Source organism: Alterinioella sp., assembly GCF_058343375.1.
Window position 1 is genome coordinate 1 of record NZ_JBTUJH010000121.1, and the last position, 19547, is coordinate 19547.

General features: G+C 64.3%; 18 protein-coding genes. 5 read left to right on the plus strand and 13 right to left on the minus strand.

The genetic code is table 11. From position 1 onward, the window contains the following. Positions 1-678: NADH-quinone oxidoreductase subunit NuoE family protein (locus tag ACW8PS_RS15475; RefSeq protein WP_491528410.1), on the minus strand; the 678-nt coding region annotated here is incomplete at its 3' end. Positions 679-817: 139 nt separating this feature from the next. Between ACW8PS_RS15475 and ACW8PS_RS15480 the strand changes: the two genes are divergently transcribed. Continuing rightward, a complete protein-coding gene (locus ACW8PS_RS15480) occupies positions 818-1825 on the plus strand; it encodes an alkane 1-monooxygenase (RefSeq protein ID WP_491528411.1) in 1008 nt (335 codons plus the stop codon). Positions 1826-2116: 291 nt separating this feature from the next. On the opposite strand, the gene xseA is transcribed toward ACW8PS_RS15480, so the two are convergent. After that, a complete protein-coding gene (gene xseA, locus ACW8PS_RS15485; RefSeq protein WP_491528412.1) occupies positions 2117-3697 on the minus strand; it encodes an exodeoxyribonuclease VII large subunit in 1581 nt (526 codons plus the stop codon). A 137-nt stretch (positions 3698-3834) separates the two neighbouring features. Here xseA and purD point away from each other — a divergent pair, with 137 nt between their 5' ends. Then, the gene (gene purD, locus ACW8PS_RS15490) at positions 3835-5103 is read left to right on the plus strand and encodes a phosphoribosylamine--glycine ligase (protein WP_491528413.1); all 1269 of its coding nucleotides are present in this window, start codon (positions 3835-3837) and stop codon (positions 5101-5103) included. Between the two features lie 98 nt (positions 5104-5201). Here the strand turns inward: purD and ACW8PS_RS15495 are convergent, their stop codons facing one another. Together ACW8PS_RS15495 and ACW8PS_RS15500 are read right to left on the minus strand one after the other, a co-directional pair. Next, complete coding sequence (locus ACW8PS_RS15495; RefSeq protein WP_491528414.1) at positions 5202-6026, minus strand: FG-GAP repeat domain-containing protein; 825 nt, start codon at positions 6024-6026, stop codon at positions 5202-5204. Beyond that, the gene (locus ACW8PS_RS15500; RefSeq protein ID WP_491528415.1) at positions 6026-6346 is read right to left on the minus strand and encodes a 2Fe-2S iron-sulfur cluster-binding protein; all 321 of its coding nucleotides are present in this window, start codon (positions 6344-6346) and stop codon (positions 6026-6028) included. Before ACW8PS_RS15500 ends, ACW8PS_RS15495 begins: the two co-directional genes overlap by 1 nt. Before the next feature lie 123 nt (positions 6347-6469). On the opposite strand from ACW8PS_RS15500, the gene ACW8PS_RS15505 reads away from it, so the two are divergent. Then, entirely contained in the window at positions 6470-6862 is a 393-nt protein-coding gene (locus tag ACW8PS_RS15505; protein WP_491528416.1) for an OB-fold nucleic acid binding domain-containing protein, read from the plus strand. Positions 6863-6963: 101 nt separating this feature from the next. After that, positions 6964-7524: a peptidoglycan-binding domain-containing protein gene (locus ACW8PS_RS15510; protein ID WP_491528417.1), complete on the plus strand. Its 561-nt coding sequence runs from the start codon at positions 6964-6966 to the stop codon at positions 7522-7524. Positions 7525-7723: 199 nt separating this feature from the next. Here the strand turns inward: ACW8PS_RS15510 and ACW8PS_RS15515 are convergent, their stop codons facing one another. From ACW8PS_RS15515 to ACW8PS_RS15545, 7 genes are all read right to left on the minus strand, one after another. Continuing rightward, positions 7724-9139, minus strand: a complete 1416-nt coding sequence (locus tag ACW8PS_RS15515) for a Do family serine endopeptidase (RefSeq protein ID WP_491528429.1) — start codon at positions 9137-9139, stop codon at positions 7724-7726. Between the two features lie 414 nt (positions 9140-9553). Continuing rightward, on the minus strand, positions 9554-9751 hold the full coding sequence (locus tag ACW8PS_RS15520) for a DUF2065 domain-containing protein (RefSeq protein ID WP_491528419.1): 198 nt from the start codon (positions 9749-9751) through the stop codon (positions 9554-9556). A gap of 5 nt (positions 9752-9756) precedes the next feature. Continuing rightward, entirely contained in the window at positions 9757-10668 is a 912-nt protein-coding gene (gene hflC, locus ACW8PS_RS15525; protein WP_491528420.1) for a protease modulator HflC, read from the minus strand. Beyond that, complete coding sequence (hflK, locus tag ACW8PS_RS15530) at positions 10668-11807, minus strand: FtsH protease activity modulator HflK (protein WP_491528422.1); 1140 nt, start codon at positions 11805-11807, stop codon at positions 10668-10670. Before hflK ends, hflC begins: the two co-directional genes overlap by 1 nt. An 86-nt stretch (positions 11808-11893) precedes the next feature. Next, complete coding sequence (gor, locus tag ACW8PS_RS15535; protein WP_491528423.1) at positions 11894-13252, minus strand: glutathione-disulfide reductase; 1359 nt, start codon at positions 13250-13252, stop codon at positions 11894-11896. Between the two features lie 167 nt (positions 13253-13419). After that, positions 13420-14208: a ribose-5-phosphate isomerase RpiA gene (gene rpiA, locus ACW8PS_RS15540; protein ID WP_491528424.1), complete on the minus strand. Its 789-nt coding sequence runs from the start codon at positions 14206-14208 to the stop codon at positions 13420-13422. 73 nt (positions 14209-14281) lie between these two features. Next, a complete protein-coding gene (locus ACW8PS_RS15545) occupies positions 14282-14908 on the minus strand; it encodes a thiamine diphosphokinase (protein WP_491528425.1) in 627 nt (208 codons plus the stop codon). Positions 14909-15080: 172 nt separating this feature from the next. Between ACW8PS_RS15545 and ACW8PS_RS15550 the strand changes: the two genes are divergently transcribed. Beyond that, positions 15081-17387, plus strand: coding sequence for a hypothetical protein (locus ACW8PS_RS15550; RefSeq protein WP_491528426.1), 2307 nt, complete (start codon positions 15081-15083; stop codon positions 17385-17387). Between the two features lie 141 nt (positions 17388-17528). Here ACW8PS_RS15550 and ACW8PS_RS15555 read toward each other — a convergent pair whose 3' ends face one another. Both ACW8PS_RS15555 and ACW8PS_RS15560 read right to left on the minus strand, forming a co-directional pair. Beyond that, on the minus strand, positions 17529-17774 hold the full coding sequence (locus tag ACW8PS_RS15555) for a DUF2842 domain-containing protein (RefSeq protein WP_491528427.1): 246 nt from the start codon (positions 17772-17774) through the stop codon (positions 17529-17531). Between the two features lie 41 nt (positions 17775-17815). Next, the gene (locus ACW8PS_RS15560; RefSeq protein ID WP_491528428.1) at positions 17816-19111 is read right to left on the minus strand and encodes an adenylosuccinate synthase; all 1296 of its coding nucleotides are present in this window, start codon (positions 19109-19111) and stop codon (positions 17816-17818) included. Positions 19112-19547: the final 436 nt, after the last annotated feature.

Here is a 19547-nt window from a genome sequence, read left to right on the forward strand (position 1 = left end):
GCCCGCCCCGCCAAGCCCGCGCAGCCCCGAAGCCAGCATGCTCTCCTGCACATCCTGCCAGTTTCCGGTCGCCCGCAACTGCCTCAGCGTGGCATAGCCGCCCTCGGCCTGATAAGCCGCAAGCCCCTGATAATCAGGGATATCGGCGTGGATATGCCCCGCCGCAATGGCCGCCTGCACCTTTTGCGGCGTGGCGTGATCAATATGGTGATGGCCCAGTTCCAGCACCGGCGCGCTGTCACAGCGCCCCATGCAAGGCGCGCGCAGAACCCGGACCTCAGCCGGGTTCAAACCATCCTGCAGCGCCGCTTGCAGAGCCTTTGCGCCCGCCAGTTCACAAGACAGCGAATCGCACACCCGGATGGTCAGCGCAGGCGGCGGCACCTCGCCTTCCTTGACCACATCGAAATGGGCGTAAAAGCTGGCCACCTCATAGATCTCGGCCATCGACATCCGCATCTCCTCGGCCAGGGCCCGCAGATGCGCGGCAGACAGATGGCCCTGCGCGTCCTGAATGAGATGCAGATGCTCGATCAACAAATCACGCCGACGCGGGCGCGCGCCAAGCAGCGCCTGAACCTCGCCAAGCGCCACATCATCAACCTGACGCCCCTTCGGCGTGGCGCGCCCTTTGCCACGGCCCGATTTCCACACACCCTTGTTCTGATCCAGCGCCATCAGGTCACCTTTTGCAAAGATTTTTCTCCTTGTATCCTGCCCGAAGGCGGCGCGCCCACCAAAACCGACATCGTTTTGCCCCAAAACGCATATAGACAGCGCGCGCCCCGCCCGGCCCGCAAATGAAGGACCAAGCCCGATGCAGATCACACGCTATTATGTGGCCACCCTGACCCCGCTTGCCGCCCTGATCCTGGGGGCGGTGTTTGGCGGCTGGTGGGCGGGCGCGGCGCTGATCTGGCTGACGCTGCTGGCGGCCGGGCTCGATCACCTGATGGCCCCGCCTCCCAGAGGCCGGGATCACGGGCTGGCGGCCGAGGCGCTGTCGGTCATTCTGGCGCTAGGCCATCTGGCACTGTTGCCGCTGGCCGCACTTGCCTTTGCCGATCCATCGCGCAACTGGGGCGAGAACCTGACGCTTTTCTTCGCCGCGGCCTCCTTCATGGGGCAGATCAGCCATCCCAATGCGCATGAGCTGATCCACCGCCGCCCGCGTGCCCTGCGCAGGCTTGGCGCAATCGTCTATATCTCGATGCTCTTTGGCCACCATGTCTCGGCCCACCGTCTGGTCCATCACGCCTTTGTCGGCACCAAAGATGACCCCAACACGCCGCGCCCGGGTGAAAGCTTCTGGGCCTTCCTGCCGCGCGCCTGGATCGGGTCGTTTCGCGCCGGATATACGCAGGAAAACCGCCGCCATAAACCCGGCAGCCTCTCACCCTATGTGATCTATATCAGCGGCGCGGCCCTGGCCCTTATCCTGGCTGCGCTGATCGGCGGCGGGGCCGGGCTGATCGGCTTTGCGGGCCTCGCCGCCCTGGCACAGACCCAGATATTGCTGTCGGATTATATCCAGCATTACGGCCTCAGCCGCCGCATTTTACCCGATGGCCGGCTCGAACCCGTCGGCCCGCAACACAGCTGGAACGCGCCGCGCGGCTTCACCTCGTTCCTGATGGTCAACGCCCCCAGCCATTCCGATCACCACATGCATCCAGACCGGCCCTATGACCTGCTGGACATCCCCCCGGATGCACCGCTTCTGCCCTGGTCGCTGCCGGTGATGGCGGCTCTCGCCACAATGCCGCGCAGATGGCGCAAGGTGATGGATAAACGCGCCGCCCGCGAAATGGCCCGCGCGCCCTGAACCGGCCCCGGGCCACCCTTCCTCACGCCATCGCCAATCCCGGCCCGCATCACAAGGCGCTCAAGCCCGCCTTCTTTGCGCCTCAAATATCCAAAGCAATGCCCGCCCGGCATCGGTCTGACCACAAGGAAAAGCGCCGAACCCGGCCAAATCACTGCCCTCGCCCTGCCAAATGCCACCGCCCCCCGCCACAACCCCATGGCAATGCGGATGGCCGAGGGCTCCCGCCTCAGGGGGCCCGAGGCCGTCCGCCCGCCGGGTCGATGGCCGTCAGGCCAGCGAAACCCGCCCTCAAAACAACGAGCCCTGTTCGGATCCACGCCCGGGGCCTGGCCTGGCCCGCGGCTTCGCCCCGCCGCCATCGGGCACAACATCAAGCTTGCCATCGCCAAATTCGATCTCCAACCGGCCCGCGCGCGCGGCCTGCGCCTTGCCCGTCACCACATCCGGCCCGGCGCGCACCATCGCATAGCCGCGCCGCAGCGTCTCGCGGAAGCCAAGCGTCTGGCGCAACCGTTCCAGCGCCGATAATCGCTCGCGACGCTGCTGCAACCGCGCCACCGCAACTGACCGAAACCGCGCCACGCCGGTTTGCAGCCGATCACGCCCGGCCTGCAGCCGCTCGGTCTGGCGCTCGGGTCGCAATCGCGCCACCAGGCGATCCAGATCGGCCCGGCCCCGCGCCACATGGGTGCCAAGGCGCTGCGGCGACAGCCGCGCCGCCGCCTGCCCAAGCATCGCGCGCTTGCCCGCAACGGCCCGGTCCAGCCCCGGTCGCAATCGCGCGCTCAGGCGCTCCAACTGTATCCTGCGGGTTTGCGTCGAAGCCCGCAGGCTCGGGGCCAACCGGTCCGATGCCGCATCGAGCCGCTGGCGCGGGCCCTCCAGCACAGCCTCCAACCGCGGCAACCCGCGTGACAGATCGCCCATCCGCTGGCGCCCGGCCCGCAGCCCCGATGTCACCGCGCGCGACAGACGCCCGCCTGCGGTCTCGACCCAGGCCAGCAGTTCCATGCGCACCGGCACCGCCATTTCCGCCGCCGCCGTCGGTGTCGGTGCCCGCTTGTCCGAGGCGAAATCAATCAGCGTCGTGTCGGTTTCATGGCCCACCGCCGAGATCAGCGGAATGGCACTTTCGGCCGCCGCACGCACCACCACCTCTTCGTTGAAGCCCCAAAGATCCTCCAGCGATCCGCCACCGCGCGCCACGATCAGAAGATCGGGCCGGGGGATGCGCCCGCCCTGGGGCAGCGCATTGAAGCCCCGGATCGCCGCCGCCACCTCGGGCGCGCATTTCGCGCCCTGCACCGCCACCGGCCAGATCAGCACCTTGCGCGGGAACCGGTCGCGCAGCCGGTGCAGGATATCACGGATCACCGCGCCCGAAGGCGAGGTGACGACGCCGATAACTTCGGGCAGCCAGGGCAGTTTGGCCTTGCGATCCTCGGCAAAAAGCCCCTCTGCCGCCAATGCCGCCTTGCGTTTTTCCAGCATCGCCATCAGCGCGCCGACACCGGCCGGGCGCAGATCCTCGATCACCATCTGATATTTCGACTGGCCGGGAAAGGTGGTCAGCCGCCCGGTGGCAATCACCTCCATGCCTTCCTCGGGCTGCGTCGCCAGACGCCCCGCGACGCCTTTCCAGATCACGCCGGCCAGCACCGCGCGGTCATCCTTGAGGTCGAGATAGATATGGCCCGAGCGCGGCCGCGACAGCCGCCCGATCTCGCCGCGCACCCGGACCCGGGAAAACGCGCCTTCGACGGTTTTCTTCACTGCCCCTGAAATCTCGGAAACCGAAAATTCCGGCGCATTTCCGGGGCCATCTTCGGGGCCGGTTTCCGGCCCGTCATCATCCAGCAAATCATTCATGGCCCTGACCCTAGCGGCGACCGCCCAGAGGTTCCAGAGCCAAGCGCCGGATCCGGCACAGGCACCGTCGCCTTGCCTTGTGCCCGCCCCCCCCATTCGCTATTGGCCTTGGCCAAACCAAACAGGCGGTGGTCGATATGAATATCCTCATTCTGGGCAGTGGCGGGCGCGAACATGCGCTGGCCTGGGCGACATTGCAAAACCCGAAATGCGACAAGCTGATCGTGGCCCCGGGCAATGGCGGCATCGCGCAGATTGCGCATTGTGCCGATCTGGACCCGGCGGATGCCGGGGCCGTGGTGGCCTTCGCTGCCGAGCAAGCCATTGATTTCGTTATCATTGGCCCCGAGGCCCCGCTGGCGGCGGGCGTCTCGGATGCGCTGCGCGCGGCGGGGATCCTCTGCTTTGGACCGTCTCAGGCCGCGTCCGAACTTGAGGCGTCGAAAAGCTTCACCAAAGAGATCTGCGACGCCGCCAATGCCCCCACGGCCGCCTATGCGCGCTTTACCGAAGCCGCGCCGGCCCGGGCCTATATCCGGGCCCGGGGCGCGCCCATCGTGGTCAAGGCCGATGGGCTGGCGGCGGGAAAGGGCGTGATCGTGGCGATGGATGAGGCCACGGCGCTGGCTGCCATTGACGACATGTTCGCGGGCGCGTTCGGCGCGGCCGGGGCGGCGGTGGTGATCGAGGAGTTTCTGGACGGCGAAGAGGCCAGTTTTTTCGTGCTTTGCGACGGCGAGACGGTGCTGCCGATCGGCACCGCGCAGGACCACAAGCGCGCCTTTGATGGCGATGCCGGGCCGAATACCGGCGGCATGGGGGCCTATTCGCCGGCCCCGGTGATGACAGATGCTATCATATTGAAAACAATGGATGAAATCATCAAACCGACGATGGCCGAAATGGCCCGTCGGGGGGTGCCGTTTTCGGGTGTGCTGTTTGCCGGATTGATGATCAAGGACGGCGCGCCACGCCTGATTGAATATAATGTGCGCTTTGGCGATCCCGAATGCCAGTGCCTGATGCTGCGCCTGGGCGCGCAGGCATTCGATCTGATGCTGGCCTGCGCCCAGGGGCGGTTGGCGGAAATGGCGGTGAACTGGGCCGATGATCATGCGATGTGCGTGGTGATGGCGGCGGAGGGATATCCGGGAAGTTATTCAAAAGGAAGCGTTATCAAAGGCTTGGAGGATATGCCCGAGACCAGCCATGAGATGTGTTTTCACGCCGGAACGCTGCGCGCAGAGGGGCAATATCTGGCCAATGGCGGCCGGGTTCTGGGCCTGACGGCGCGCGGCGAGAGCCTGTCCGAGGCGCAATCCCGGGCCTATGATCTGGTGGCCAAGGTGGACTGGCCGGAGGGGTTTTACCGCTCGGATATTGGCTGGCGGGCGCTGGGCAAATAGCGGTGTCGGCGCGCTCTGCGCGCCGATCCGTGACGCGAGTGTCACTTTTTTATGACGCAGGTGTCACTTTTTAACTTCTGTTTAACCGCCCCGTGCGGCTAGCCGCAGGCCAGCGCCGCTTGCAGCGCCGCCGCGCTGAAGGGGCCGAGGTCGCGGGTGGTGATCTGTTGGCCGTCAAAGCGCGAGGCGATCAGCCGGGACCAGTCGGTGGTTGCCGTGATCATTTCGGGGCCTTGCCCGCAATCGCGGATGCCGCTGGAGATGAAATCCTCGCCGATCCGGTGATTGGTCAGACCGTCCTGTGATGCCAATTCCTCCAGATCGCCGCCGCCCTGCCCGTCCGGCACAAAGCGCCAGATGCGCAGGGTCCGGGCCAGATGCGGGCGGTCGATATAGGCAATCTCGATCATGCCATCGCCATCCAGATCGGCCGCGCCGATCGGGGCCAGCCAACGGTTTGCCTGGCCGATATAGGGCGTGCTGGCAATCAGGCGCAGGGTGGTGCCATCGCGGGCATCGCCGTAGATTGCCAATTGCGCGCCAAGCTGGCGATGGCTGCGCACCACGATGATTTCATTGACCCCGTCGCCATCGAGATCGGCCAGGCGCGGGGCGACATCCTCGAACACGTGGTCGTCGTCCAGAACCACCGAAACCGTCTGGCACAGATTGCTGGAGAACGCGGAATAGGCGGACAGGATGCCGGCCTCGATCCCGTCGCCCAGAACGGCGTGGCCATAGCGTTCGGTCGGCCCGTCGAACCACGCGCCCCAGATCCCGGCCCGGGCGCCGTCAAATTCTTCGACCACCACGGTTTGCGGCATCGCGGTCAGCGAATGCGCCGGTGCGATACAGGCCTGGGCGCGGCCTGCAAACAGGGCCGCCATCGCCATGGCCATCACTATCGCGCCCGCGCGCGGCATCAGATCTGTTTTTCGGGCATCCGCACCACCAGACCATCCAGCGCGTCGGTGATTTTCAACTGGCAGGTCAGGCGCGAAGTTGCATCCGGCTCATAGGCGAATTCCAGCATGTCCTCTTCCATCGCGTCGATGGCGGGCAGCTTGGCAACCCAGGCCGCGTCGACATGGACATGGCAGGTTGAACAGGCACAGGCCCCGCCGCAATCGGCCTCGATGCCGGGGATATTATTGTCGCGCGCGCCTTCCATCACGGTCAGCCCGTTGGGAACATCGACGACATGCTCTTTGCCGCCAAACTCGATATAGGTGATTTTCGCCATGATCCGCCGGTCCTTAACTTCGGGTTTCAGTTTAGGTAGCGATCCGGGGCCCGGTTTGCCAGCCTGAAAACGCGCCTTTTTTTGCCTGCAGCTTGCCGCTTTGCGACAGGGATCAAATGTTCTATGTTTGTTCGCATGGAGCCTGATCTGTCCCCCCCCACCTGGCCGCGCCCGCCGCTATGCCTGCCGCATGGCCTGCTGGATCTGCCGCCGCAAAATGCCCGTATCACGGTGGCGGGGCTGGTGCTGGTGCGGCAACGGCCCGGCACCGCCAAGGGGGTGGTTTTCATCACGCTGGAGGATGAAACCGGGATCTGCAATGTCATCATCTGGCGCAAGGTCCAGCAACGGTTCCGCCGCGCGGTGGTGGCGGGGCGTCTGTTGCGGGTCACCGGCCGGGTGCAGCGCGATCATGGCGTGGCGCATGTGATTGCCGAGGAGGTCGAGGATATTTCGCCGATGCTGGACCGGTTGCTGGATGGCCCCCCTGACGCGCCCGCCACACCCGGCGGGTGATCTGCGCGGCAGCGGCTTCCGCAGGGGCGCGAAACCCGCTAGACTGCGCGCCAGCAGACAAGCCCCGAAAAACGGCGGCAGCAACCGGATACAGGCCCGATATGAGATTCCTTCCCCTTCTTGGCTTTGGTGTGGGTGTTCTTGCCGCATGTGCGCCCCTGACCTCGCCCGAGGTGGCGCGGCTGCTGGAGCGTGACGGCACCATCGTGACGCGCGGGCAAGGCCCCGAAAATGCCCGCGCCGATGCCTGTTACGCACGCGATGTGACGCCCGCCGTGATCGAGACGGTGACCGAGCAGATCATCGTGCGGCCCCCCGAACTGGGGGATGATGGTGAAATGCGCACACCGGCAATCTTTCGCACCGAGACCAGCCAGCGCATTGTTCAGGCGCGCAATGATCTGTGGTTCGAAACCCCCTGCGAGGCCCAGACCAGCCCCGAATTCATCGCCGCCGTGCAACGCGCGCTGGCGGTTCGTGGCATGTATCGCGGGCCTGCCAATGGCGTGATGGATCTGCGCACCCGGCGCGCCATCCGGGACTACCAACGCCCGCAGGGATTGAATTCCGGCGTGCTGTCGCTGGCGGCCGCGCGGCTGTTGGGGCTTGCGGTATGGGATCCCGAGGCCGCCGCAGTGCGCGGTGAGGCGGCGGAAGGCTGAGCTTCTGCACTGATGGCGCGAAACCCATGCGATGAGATCCCCAAGGCCGGAACGACCCTTGATGCGGCCGGAGGGTCACGCTCGACAGCGCCCCGGCGGCCCACTGCATCGGCAAACCGCAAGACGCCCGGCCTGAACCAACAGACCGGGCGTCTTGCAGGGTCGGGGCGCGAAACTTGCGCGCGCCCCGGCCTTGTTCCTATCCGTCATCGCCAATCGGCAGCGCCACGAAACGCGGGTTGCCGGCGCGCCGGATCAGCAGCAGCAGGCTTTTCTGCCCGGCTTCCTCGGCCTCGGCCACACGGGCGAGGAAACCGGCCATATCGGCGACCGGCTCCTGGCCCACTTCGGTGATCACGTCGCCGGGCATCAGGCCACGTGCTGCCGCCTCACTGGCCGGATCGACCGCGCTGATGAACAAGCCGCCCTCAACGTCCTGGACGCCATTTTCAGCGCGCAATTCGTCGGTCAGCGGTATCAGCGTCAGGCCCAGGAACTCGGTATCCTGCGGCTCGGGCGCGTCTTCGCCGGGGGGCGGGAATGCGACGCTTTCTTCGGTTTCACGACGTCCAAGCGTCACCAGAAGGGTCTGGGTTGCCCCATCGCGCAGCACCACCACACGCACCGTTTCACCGACCGGAGATTGTCCGACGATCTGCACAAGCTCGCGGGTATCCTCGACCGGGATGCCGTCAAAGCTGATGATGACATCGCCGACTTCCATGCCGGCATCCAGCGCCGGGCCGGCGGGCACATCGGTGATCAGCGCACCGGCGGTCGCTTCAAGCCCAAGGCCCTCGGCAATATCGGGGGTCACGTCCTGAATGCGCACGCCAAGCCAGCCGCGCCGGGTCTCGCCGAACTCCTCCAGTTGCATGATCACCCGGTTGACGACATTTGACGCCATCGAAAAGCCGATCCCGATCGAGCCGCCATTGGGGCTGAGAATGGCCGTGTTCACGCCGACGACTTCGCCGTCCATGTTGAACAGCGGCCCGCCCGAATTGCCCCGGTTGATCGCGGCGTCGGTCTGGATGAAATCATCATAGGCCCCCGAAAGCGCCCGTTCGCGGGCCGAAACGATGCCGGCCGAGACCGAAAAGCCCTGACCGAGCGGGTTGCCCACGGCCATCACCCAATCGCCGACGCGCATCATGTCGCTATCGCCGAAGGATACGAAGGGCAGCGGGTCTTCGGGGTCCACTTTCAGAAGCGCCAGATCGGTGTTTTCATCGGTGCCGATCACGGTCGCGGGCAGTTCAAGCCCGGAGCGAAATTCGATCATGATCTCATCGGCCCCGACAATGACGTGATTGTTGGTGACGATATAGCCATCCTCGGAAATCACGAATCCCGAGCCCAGCGCATTGGCGCGGCGCGGCTGCCGCTGACCCGGACCGTCACCCTGACGGTCCATGAAATCATTGAAGAAATCTTCAAGTGGCGAGCCTGGCGGCACTTGCGGGCGTGGCCCGACGGCCGATGCCACAAGGCTGGTGGTGGTGATATTCACCACCGAGTCGCCAACCTGATCGACCAGATCGGCAAAGCTGCTCGGCCCGGTGATCTGGGCCCGCGAAGGCAGCGCGGTGGTCAGCAATGCGGCCATCGCCATGGCGATGATGAGCAATAGCGTGGTTGCGGTATATGCCTGTTCGGCGCGGGCAGCGGGCCTGACCGCAGCAACGGCCCGGATGGGTGATTTCTGGATGGTCACTCTTTCATTCTCCTGTCAAAGCGGGTCAGGGTGTCCCTGCTCTTTGGTTCAATTGATATTTGGCCGCGCGCGCTGTCAATCAACCAATTGGCTTGAAACCTGGGTCACATGGGCGTGATGTCGCCCGTTTCAGGCCTGTGACAGGCCATGATGACCCAGCAAACGCAGCCCGCGCGGAAACCGGGCAGCCCTGGCGCGGAAACCGGGCAAGGATCGGTGCCTCAATCGCAGCACCGGGCGCGGCGGTGGCTCTGACGGCGCGGCCCTGCCCTGCCATACCGGCCAGACCTGAAAGGCCCGGATATTTTCGTCTCAGCCCCCGAAGATCTGGCTCAGGATCACCAGAAACGTGCCGATGACCAGCGCGCCGAAGCCTGCGATGCGCAGGGTTTCGACCGGTTCATGCATCATCCGCGCCATCAGGTCCTTCATGAAAGAAGGGGCCAGCGCATAGGCCAGCCCCTCGATCACAAGCACCAGTCCGAGCCCCCAGAGGATCGTCTGGAACATCGGGTCTACTCCGCCGCCGCTGCCGCCGCTGCCGCACGCCCGGCATTGCCCATGGGATCGGCGAAGAACTCGAAGAACTCGCTGTCGGGCGACAGCACCATCGACGAATTGGCCCCCCCGAATGCCACCTCATAGGCCGCCATCGAGCGGTAGAACTGGAAGAAATCGCGATCCCTGTTGAAGGCTTCGGCAAAGATCCGGTTGCGTTCGGCATCGGCTTCACCGCGCGCGATATCGGCTTCGCGGTTGGCATCCGAGACCAGTTCCACCACCGTCCGGTCGGCCAGCGCCCGGACCCGCTGCGCGGCTTCTTCACCGCGCGCCCGTTCATCGGTCGCCTCGCGTTCACGTTCGGCCCGCATCCGGGCAAAGGTGGCGGCCAGGTTCTGGCGTGGCAATTCGGTCTGTTTCAGACGCACATCCAGCACATCGAGGCCCAGCGGCAGCGCCCGCAGGCGGGCCTGTTCGGTGATCCGATCCATCAGCCCGGCGCGTTCGGAGGACAAGATGGTATCGGAGGTGACCCCGTCGGACCCCAGAACGGCGCGGATCTGCGGGTTCAGGATATCCTCCAGCAGGCCCTCAGCCGCACGCATGCCACCGACACCCACCGCAAGGCGGAACTGTTCGGCATCGACGATGCGATAGCGGGCGAATGCATCGACCACCAGACGCCGGTCATCGGACGGCGTGACCTCGATGGCGGCGGTGTCGATCGACAGGATGCGGTCGTCGTAATAGACCACTTCCTGAATGAACGGGATCTTGAAATTGAGGCCCGGTTCCTCGATCACCTGACGGATCTGACCGAATTGCAGGACCAGCGCGCGTTCGCGTTCATCGACCACGAAGACAGAGCTGAGCAACAGCACGAGAGCGACAACGAGGCCGATGATGAAAATTGTCAACTTACGCATCAGTTATTCCTCCGGCTAAGCAATTCATTGAGCGGCAGGTAAGGCACGACGCCGCCTGCGCCGCCGTCACCGGTATCCAGGATCATCGTATCCATCCCGCCAAGCACCCGTTCCATGGTCTCGAGGTAAAGCCTGCGGCGGGTCACTTCGGGGGCCAGAAGATACTGATCGAGAACCGCGAGGAAGCGGCTGGCCTCACCCGTGGCCTCGTTGACGACGCGGGCGCGATACCCTTCGGCCTCTTCCAGCACCTGGGCGGCTTCACCGCGCGCACCGGCCAGAACCCGGTTGGCATAGGCATCGGCCTGGCGTTGCAGCTGGTCGCGTTGCTGTTCGGCGGCCTGCACGTCGCGGAAGGCGTCGATCACCTCATTGGGCGGATCGGCGCGGTCAAGGTTGAGACGGACGATATTGATGCCGCTCTCATAGCTGTCCAGCGTCGTCTGGATCAGGTCCTCGACCGTATCGGCGATCAGGGCCCGGTCGCGGTTCAGGATCGGGGCCAGTTGCGAGGCGGCGATGATCTCGCGCATGGCGGCCTCGGAGACGGCGCGCACCGTGGCCTCGGGGTCGCGCAGGTTGAACAGGTAAAGCCGCGGGTTGGAGATGTTCCAGACGACTTCAAAGTCGATATCGACGATATTTGCATCCGTCGTCAGCATCAGCCCGGTCCCCGAAGCGCCGGACCGGTTGGTGCCGATCGATTCGGTGCGGTTGGTGGTAACGGCCAGCACTTCGGCGGTGACCAGCGGCCAGGGCGCGAAATTCAGGCCCGGTCCGTTGACCGAGGAAAACTCGCCCAGGAACAGTTCAACCGATTGTTCTTCGGGCTGCACCGAATAGACCGAGGCATAGAGCCAGAGGCCGACCACCGCCAGCACCGCAAGCGCGATGCCGCCGCGCCCGATCTGTGGCACTTCGCCGCCGCCGGACCCATTGCCGCGATTGCCGCCCTGCCCGCCCATCAAGACACGGAGCTGTTCCTTGCCTTTGCGCACCAGTTCATCAATCTCGGGGATCTGCTGCCCCGGCCCGGGGCCATGCGGCCCGCGATCATGATTCCGATCATCACCGCCTCGATTGTCTCCGCCATCAGAGCCGCCACCGCCGCCCCAAGGTCCGCCAGAATTACCTGCCATACCAGCCAATATCCCTCTGTTTTTCATGCCGCGCCCCGGTAGGTGCGCCGACTTCCATTGCTACCTGTGCGCAAATGGCCCGGAAATCAAGCCGTGCGCACAGGTGTTTTCATAATAACCAGTTCCTCGGACATGGTGGGGTGAACCGCAACCGTGCGATCAAAGTCCTCTTTCGTGGCCCCCATCTTGACGGCGATGCCCACCAGTTGGATCAATTCGCCGGCATGATCGCCCACCAGATGCACCCCAAGCACCTTGCGCGTATCGGCGCAGACGATCATTTTCATCAGCACCCGTTCCTGATGGCCGGCAAACATCGACTGCATGGGACGGAACGCCGCGGCATAGATCTCGATCGGGCCGGCATCGCGGGCGTCCTCCTCGCTCAACCCCACGGTGCCCAGTTCGGGCTGGGTGAAAACGGCCGACGGGATCAGGTCATGATCGGCGGCGCGCGGGGTGCCGCCAAACACGGTATCGGCAAAGGCATGGCCTTCGCGGATCGCCACCGGCGTCAGGTTGACCCGGTCGGTGACATCGCCCACCGCATAGATCGAGGCGATGTTGGTCTGGCTGTAGGCATCGACCTCGATTGCGCCGCTGCGTTTCAGCGTCACGCCGACCTCTGCCAGCCCCAGACCGGCCGTATTTGGCATCCGCCCGGTGGCAAAAAGCACTTTGGAATAGACCCCGTCGCTGCCATTGCTGGCCTTGACCCGGATGGCGCCGTCAACGCCGCGCATTTCCATCACGTTGCAGCCCAGATGCAGTTCGATGCCGCGCGCCTGCATGGCGTCCGCGACATGGCCGCGCGCCTCATCATCAAAGCCGCGCAACACCTGCGCGCCGCGATAGAACTGCGTCACTTTGGTGCCGAGCCCGTTGAAGATACCGGCGAATTCGCAGGCGATATAGCCGCCGCCGACGATCAGGATGCTCTCGGGCTGCGCCTCAAGCTTGAACACCTCGTTTGAAGTCATCGCCAGATCGGAGCCCGGAAATTCCGGCACCATGGGCCAGCCGCCGGTGGCCACCAGAATATGTTTGGCGGTTATCCGGGTGCCGTCCGCCAATGCGACGCCATGGGGATCGGCGATGGTGGCACGGCTGTCGAACACGGCGACTCCGGACCGGTCCAGATTGGCCCGATAGGCCGCCTCAAGCCGGTCAAGTTCGGTATCCAGCCGGCCCCGGAACGCGCCCCAGTCAAACGCGCCGACCTGCACATCCCAGCCATAGGCGGCGGCGTCGCGCAGATGCCCGGCATAGCCCGAGGCATAGACCATCAGCTTTTTCGGCACACAGCCGCGAATGACGCAAGTGCCGCCCATGCGGTATTCTTCCGCCAAAGCGACCTTGGCACCATGTTCCGCCGCGATCCGGGCCGCGCGCACCCCGCCCGAGCCGCCGCCGATCACGAAGAGATCATAGTCAAATCTGCTCATATCGTTCAAATCCCGCGCTGTTTTATCTGTTGCCGCTATGGCATGGGCCTGACCGCCCTGGCCAGCCCGCAGCGGCGCACAGGCCTTTGTGCGGGCAAGGCATGCCGGCCCCTCCTGTGCGCGCAAGGCACGCTGGCCCCTGTGCGTGCAAGGCACGCTGGCCGGGGTCAATCGGCGATATCGAGAAACAGGTTGTCAGTGTCAATGATGTCGATCCGCTCATGTTCGATGGTGCCGTTATTGATGTCGCGCACTTCCACGGTGCCGTCACCATTGCCGATCACCACGACATCGCAAATATCGAGGAACAGGCCGTTTTCCACCACGCCCGGCACCTGATTGAGCACCAGGCTGAGCTGTTGCGGGTTCGGGATATGGCGCAGATGCAGATCGAGGATGAAATTGCCCTCATCGGTGCGGAACGGTTTTTCATGGTTCAGCCTGAGCGATGCGGTATTGCCCAGGACATCCAGATTTCCCAGCATTTCCTCGACCAGCGCCTTGGTGGTCTGCCAGCCAAACGGGATGACCTCGATCGGCAGCGGAAAGGCCCCGAGGGTTTCGACCTGCTTGGTGATATCGGCAATCACGATCATCTGGTCGGAGGCGGTTGCCACGATCTTTTCATGCAGCAAGGCCCCGCCGCCGCCTTTGATCAGGTTCAGCTGCTGGTCATATTCATCGGCCCCGTCAATGGTCAGATCCAGCCATTTGACCTCATCGAGCGTCGAGATCGGCACGCCCACCTGGCGCGCCAGATCGGCGGTGCGGGTCGAGGTCGCGACGCCGGTGACCTTGATCCCTTCATCGCGGATCAACTCGCCCAGGCAGCGCACCATCCAGGCGGCGGTAGAGCCGGTGCCAAGACCGATGCGCATGCCATCCTCGACATAGTCGACCGCGCGTTTCGCGGCCACGAATTTGGCCTTGTCGATGGGGGAAAGCTTTGCGGTCATGTCTGAGGCACCTTGCTGCGGATGCCTGCGGGTTTACACAAGCCACGAGGTGGTGGCGAGGAAAAAAGCGCGATCAAAACAGCGCCGCGCAAACCGCCCCGAGATGCGCCTTGGGCAGGATTACCAGCATGGCGGCGGCCCCCATCACCAGATGCAGTTGTGCCGCGTTTGTCCGGTTTGAGGTGCCGATGCGCGCGCCCGGCGCAAAAGACACCCCGTCAATCGGCCATTCCAGCCCCTCTGAGCGGCCCGAAACCGGGGCCATCGGAAACAGCGACACCCTTGTGCCGACAGGCAGATCCAGGCGCAGATCGCCGGGGCACAGAAACACGATATCTTGCGCCGCCACGACAATGCAGCGCGGGGCAGGTTGTGCCAGCAGAACGTGCCAGGCGGCCAGTTCATGATCGCTGCGCCCGCCGGTCATGCCCAGCGCCAGAACCCCCGGCGCCGAAATCCGCGCCAGCGCTTTGTGAAAATCCGTGCTCTCCTGCTCGGGCACATGTATAAGAGTATCGCCAGGCAATTCAGCGCGGGCGCGATCCGAGAGCGAATCGAGATCGCCGATAACCGCGCAGGGCCGGTGACCGAGGGCCAGAGCCATATCCGCGCCGCCATCCGCGGCCACAAGTTTCGGGGCTATGCTTAAAGATTCGGCAAGATCGCCGGCGCTAAGCTCACCCCCGCCTAATAGTGTCACCAAAGTGTCAGATTGGATATTCGACAATGAGACTGGCAAATTCTCGCCTTTTTTCCGGTCAGAAATCTAACAATGGCCCAATTGGTGTCGGGATTGAATGGAATAAATTTGTCAGAAGATTTCTCAAGATGGTAAATTCCGGGGCCACTCCGGAGGAGCAGAGATACAGACCATGAGTGATAACAACAAGATTTTGACGGTCTCCTACGGGACATTTTCCTGCACCCTTGAAGGGTTCAATGATCCGTTTTCGGCGATGAAGGCGATTGCGGAATATTTCCGCGATCTGGCCGCCGGTGACCGGTTCTTCGGGGCCGAACCGCCGACGCCCGATGCCGAAATGCTGCACCGGATCACCGAACAGGCCACCCAGGCCCGTGTCGATGCCCATATGTCCGATACCGGGTTGATCCTGCGCCAGACCGACGATGTTTATGATGGGGCCGGCGATGACGCTCCGCTTGATGCCGGTGACGTGACGGAGGCAGCCGATGCCCTTGCCGCGCCAGAGGATGATGGTGCCCCGGTTGATGATGTGGCCGCCCGGGACGCTGCTGCTTTGGACGAAGATGCGGCCGCGCAGGCCACCGAGCAGGACGCGGTGCCCGCAGCCGGGGATGACGCACAGGCCGTAGAGGAAGTCGCAGCGCCCGCAGCCGGGGATGACGTGCAGGCCGCCGAGGAGGTTGCAGCGCCCGAAGCCGGGGATGACGTGCAGGCCGTAGAGGAGGTTGCAGAGGAGGTCGTAGCGCCCGAAGCGGAACATGACGATACGATCATCACCGGTGCCACGACTGTCGTGGCTCTGGCAGCCGTGACCGCAGCCGCTTCCGTTGTGCTTGCTGATGCTGATGACGCACAGGAAGACATGACGGCCGCAGCCGATGAAGCAGCCGATGAAGCAGTTGAGGAAGGGGCCGATACTCTCTCTGCCGTGATGCAGGCAATGGCCGGTTTTCCCGATGACGACACGCTTGAAGAGACCATCAAGGAGGGGGCGGATCTGGCCGCTGATCTCAGCGCTGATGCAGATGACGGTGCCACCGAGGCCGCAAAAGCCGAGGCAGATGCCGAAACCGACGCAGATGCCGACACTGCCACCGACTCCGTGCAGGACATCGTGCAGGATGCGGCACCCGAGGCTGCCGACACCTATCCCGACCCCGATTCAGTGGCCGCGAAACTGGCCCGCATTCGCCGTGTGGTCGCGATGGAAGAAGCGCAAGGCAACAGCGCCGGTTACAGCGAGGACGAGGATGTCGCCGACCCTTTTTCAAATGGACCGGCGGCTGGTCCCGAGACTGAAACCCCGGCCTCAGATGCAAGCACCACACCCGCCGCGCTGATCGCGGCGCTGGCCGCCGCCAGCACCGATGAGACGCCGGTGGCCGCAACTGAAACTGCCGCATCAGAGATCGGGGACGGCCCCGAGGCCAGCGCTGAAAATGCAGCGCCAGACCCCGCGCCTGACCCCGCCGCGCCGCGGGTCTGGGTGATCCGTGGCAAATCCGCAAAGACCGCTGCCACACAGGCACCGCAGGCCGCGCCCGACCCCGCACCGACCGATCTGGACCCTGAGGATGAGGCTGAATTGCAGCGCGAGCTGGCCGCCATCGAAGCCGACCGTGCCGCCCGCCGGGTTGCGCGTGAAGAGCGCCGCCAGACGCTGGAGAATGAGGCCAATACCGGCGAGCAGGATGTCCGCCGCCTGTTTGAGGCCACTGACAGCCGCCTCTCGACCGATGAGACCAGCCGCCGCCGCGCCAATATCGAGCATCTCAAGGCCGCTGTCGCCGCACGTGCTGCCGAAGATCAGCTTGGCGAATCGAGCGAGCCGAAAGACGAGACCGTGGCATATCGCGAAGATCTGGCCCGCGTCATGCGCCCGCGCCGGGTGCAAAAGGACGGCCAGCGCCGCCTCGACCGCCCCGCCAGCCAGGACACGCGCCCGGCACCGCTGGTTCTTGTCTCTGAACAGCGCGTCGATGCGACCTCGGGCAGCGGCCCGACACGCAACGCGCCCAGGGCGACCATCGTGCGCCCGCGCCGTGTGGTGAAGAGCAACCTGGCCATTGCGCGGGATCCGAACCAGGCCGAGGATATGGATCCCGATAACGCCAACGATATCGCACCGCTGCGTCTGGAACCTGATCAGGCCAGCGCAACTGTCATGGAGGTGCCCGAAATCGCCGTCGAGCCGCAACCGACCGATGGCTTTGCCGCCTATGCACGCGACCGCGGGGCCACCGAACTGATCGATCTGGCCGAGGCCGCCGCAGGATATTGCACCCATCACCTGGGCCGCAGCGTCTTTTCCCGATCAAATGTGGTGAGCCTGATCCAGCAAGGCAGCGACACCACCATATCGCGCGAGGATGCCCTGCGCGCCTTTGGTCTCATTTTGAATGATGGCCAGATCGAGAAAATCCGCCGGGGTGAATTTCGCCTGACCCGACGCTCGGAATATTACCGCCGCTAAAGCAGTTCCCGGAAAGCTTGAGACAGGGTGCATCGCTTGAACCGCGTTGAAATCCTTGATTTCAGGCAGCGTTAAGCGTGGCTGGTTTTCCGAGAGGTGCCATAAGCCGAACATATTGTGACCGACGCAAATCCCGGGGCCTCAGGCCTCCGGGGTTTGGTCGTTTTCAGAGGCCGCGTCAGGATCGGCCTGACCGATGCCCATGAAGATGGATTTGCACGGGATCGCCCAGAGCACGCCAAGCCCGAGATAGATCAGCACCTCGACAAAAAGCGATGTGACCTCGAACAGGCTGAGCAGGAACCAGGCCGCCGCGATATAGGCGGGCAGGCCCAGCAGCAGGATCACCAGCGACCAGCGGCGGCGGGATTTGTAGGAGAGCGCCATGTCGGCCCCTTTCATTCAGGTTTGCCGGTTTGATGCGGCGATCAGTCGGCGAAGGGGTCGGTCACCAATATGGTGTCTTCGCGTTCCGGGCTGGTCGACAGCATGGCAACCGGGCATTGGATCAGCTCCTCGACCCGGCGCACATATTTGATGGCGTTTGCGGGCAGGTCGTTCCAACTGCGCGCGCCTTCGGTGGATTCGGACCAGCCCGGCATTTCCTCATAGATCGGCACGCAGCGGGCCTGTTGGTCGGCGGCGGTGGGCAGATAGTCGAGATGCTTTCCATCGAGGTCGTAGCCGGTGCAGATGCGCAAGGTCTCGAACCCGTCCAGCACGTCGAGCTTGGTCAATGCGATGCCGTTCACGCCCGAGGTGGTGCAGGTCTGGCGCACCAGAACGGCATCGAACCAGCCGCAGCGACGCTTGCGCCCGGTGGTGGTGCCGAATTCATGGCCGCGGGTGCCCAGACGCTGGCCATCGGCATCCTCCAGCTCGGTCGGGAACGGGCCTTCGCCGACGCGGGTGGTATAGGCCTTGACGATGCCGAGGACGAAATCAATCGCGCCCGGCCCGATGCCGGTGCCGGTGGCGGCCTGACCGGCAATCACATTGGAGGAGGTGACAAAGGGGTAGGTGCCGAAATCAATATCCAGCAACGCGCCCTGCGCGCCCTCAAACAGGATCCGTTTGCCGGCCCGGCGTTTTTCATTCATCACCTTCCACACCGGCGCGGCATAGGCCAGAACCTGTGGCGCGATGGCGCGCAGATCGCCCAGCAGCCGGTCGCGATCGACGGCTGCGATGCCAAGCCCGCGGCGCAGCGGGTTGTGATGCTGAAGCGCGCGGTCGACCCGGGCCACAAGCGTCGCGTCATCGGCCAGATCGGCCACCCGCACCGACCGGCGACCGACTTTATCCTCATAGGCGGGGCCGATGCCGCGCCCGGTGGTGCCGATCTTGGTGCCGGCGCTGGCGGCCTCTTCGCGGGCGCGGTCCAGTTCGCCATGAATCGGCAGGATCAGGGCGGTGTTTTCGGCGATCATCAGGGTTTCGGGGCTGATGGTGACGCCTTGCGCGGTCACGGTTTCGATCTCTTTCATCAGATGCCACGGATCCAGCACCACGCCATTGCCGATCACGCTGAGCTTGCCGCCGCGCACCACGCCCGAGGGCAGCGCGTGCAGCTTGTAGACCTTGCCATCAATGACCAGCGTATGGCCGGCATTATGGCCGCCCTGAAACCGCGCGATCACATCGGCGCGTTCCGACAGCCAATCGACGATCTTGCCCTTGCCTTCATCGCCCCATTGGGCGCCGATAACGACTGTCGCTGGCATAATAGTATCCCTTGACCGCCTTCCCTCCGAATGTCCTGACCGCTGTCCCGTTCGTCCGCGCCAAATGTAAAGCGCCCCCTCTCGGCCCATCTGGCCCATTCCAGAGGAGACGCCCCTGTCTTACTGGCACACACTTTTCTACTATGATTACAGTATAGCACATTCACAGCATGGTGCAAAGCGCGACTCGGTTCCAGATTGTGTGGGATGGTACCTAGACCCAAGGGATGGGCACTGGGGAGCCACTGGGCGGCCACAGGAGATCGAGGGTTCCGATCTCTGGCCACCCCACGGCAATATACAGCAAAAAAGCGTAGGGGCACGCATGAGAGACCGGACCTCTCCGGTCTCTGGCGCGCCCGCAAAGGGTACAGCCAAATCGAGCCCACAAACTTTGGACCCGAATCCAAAGCGCAAGAGAGTGAGCGCTTATGGC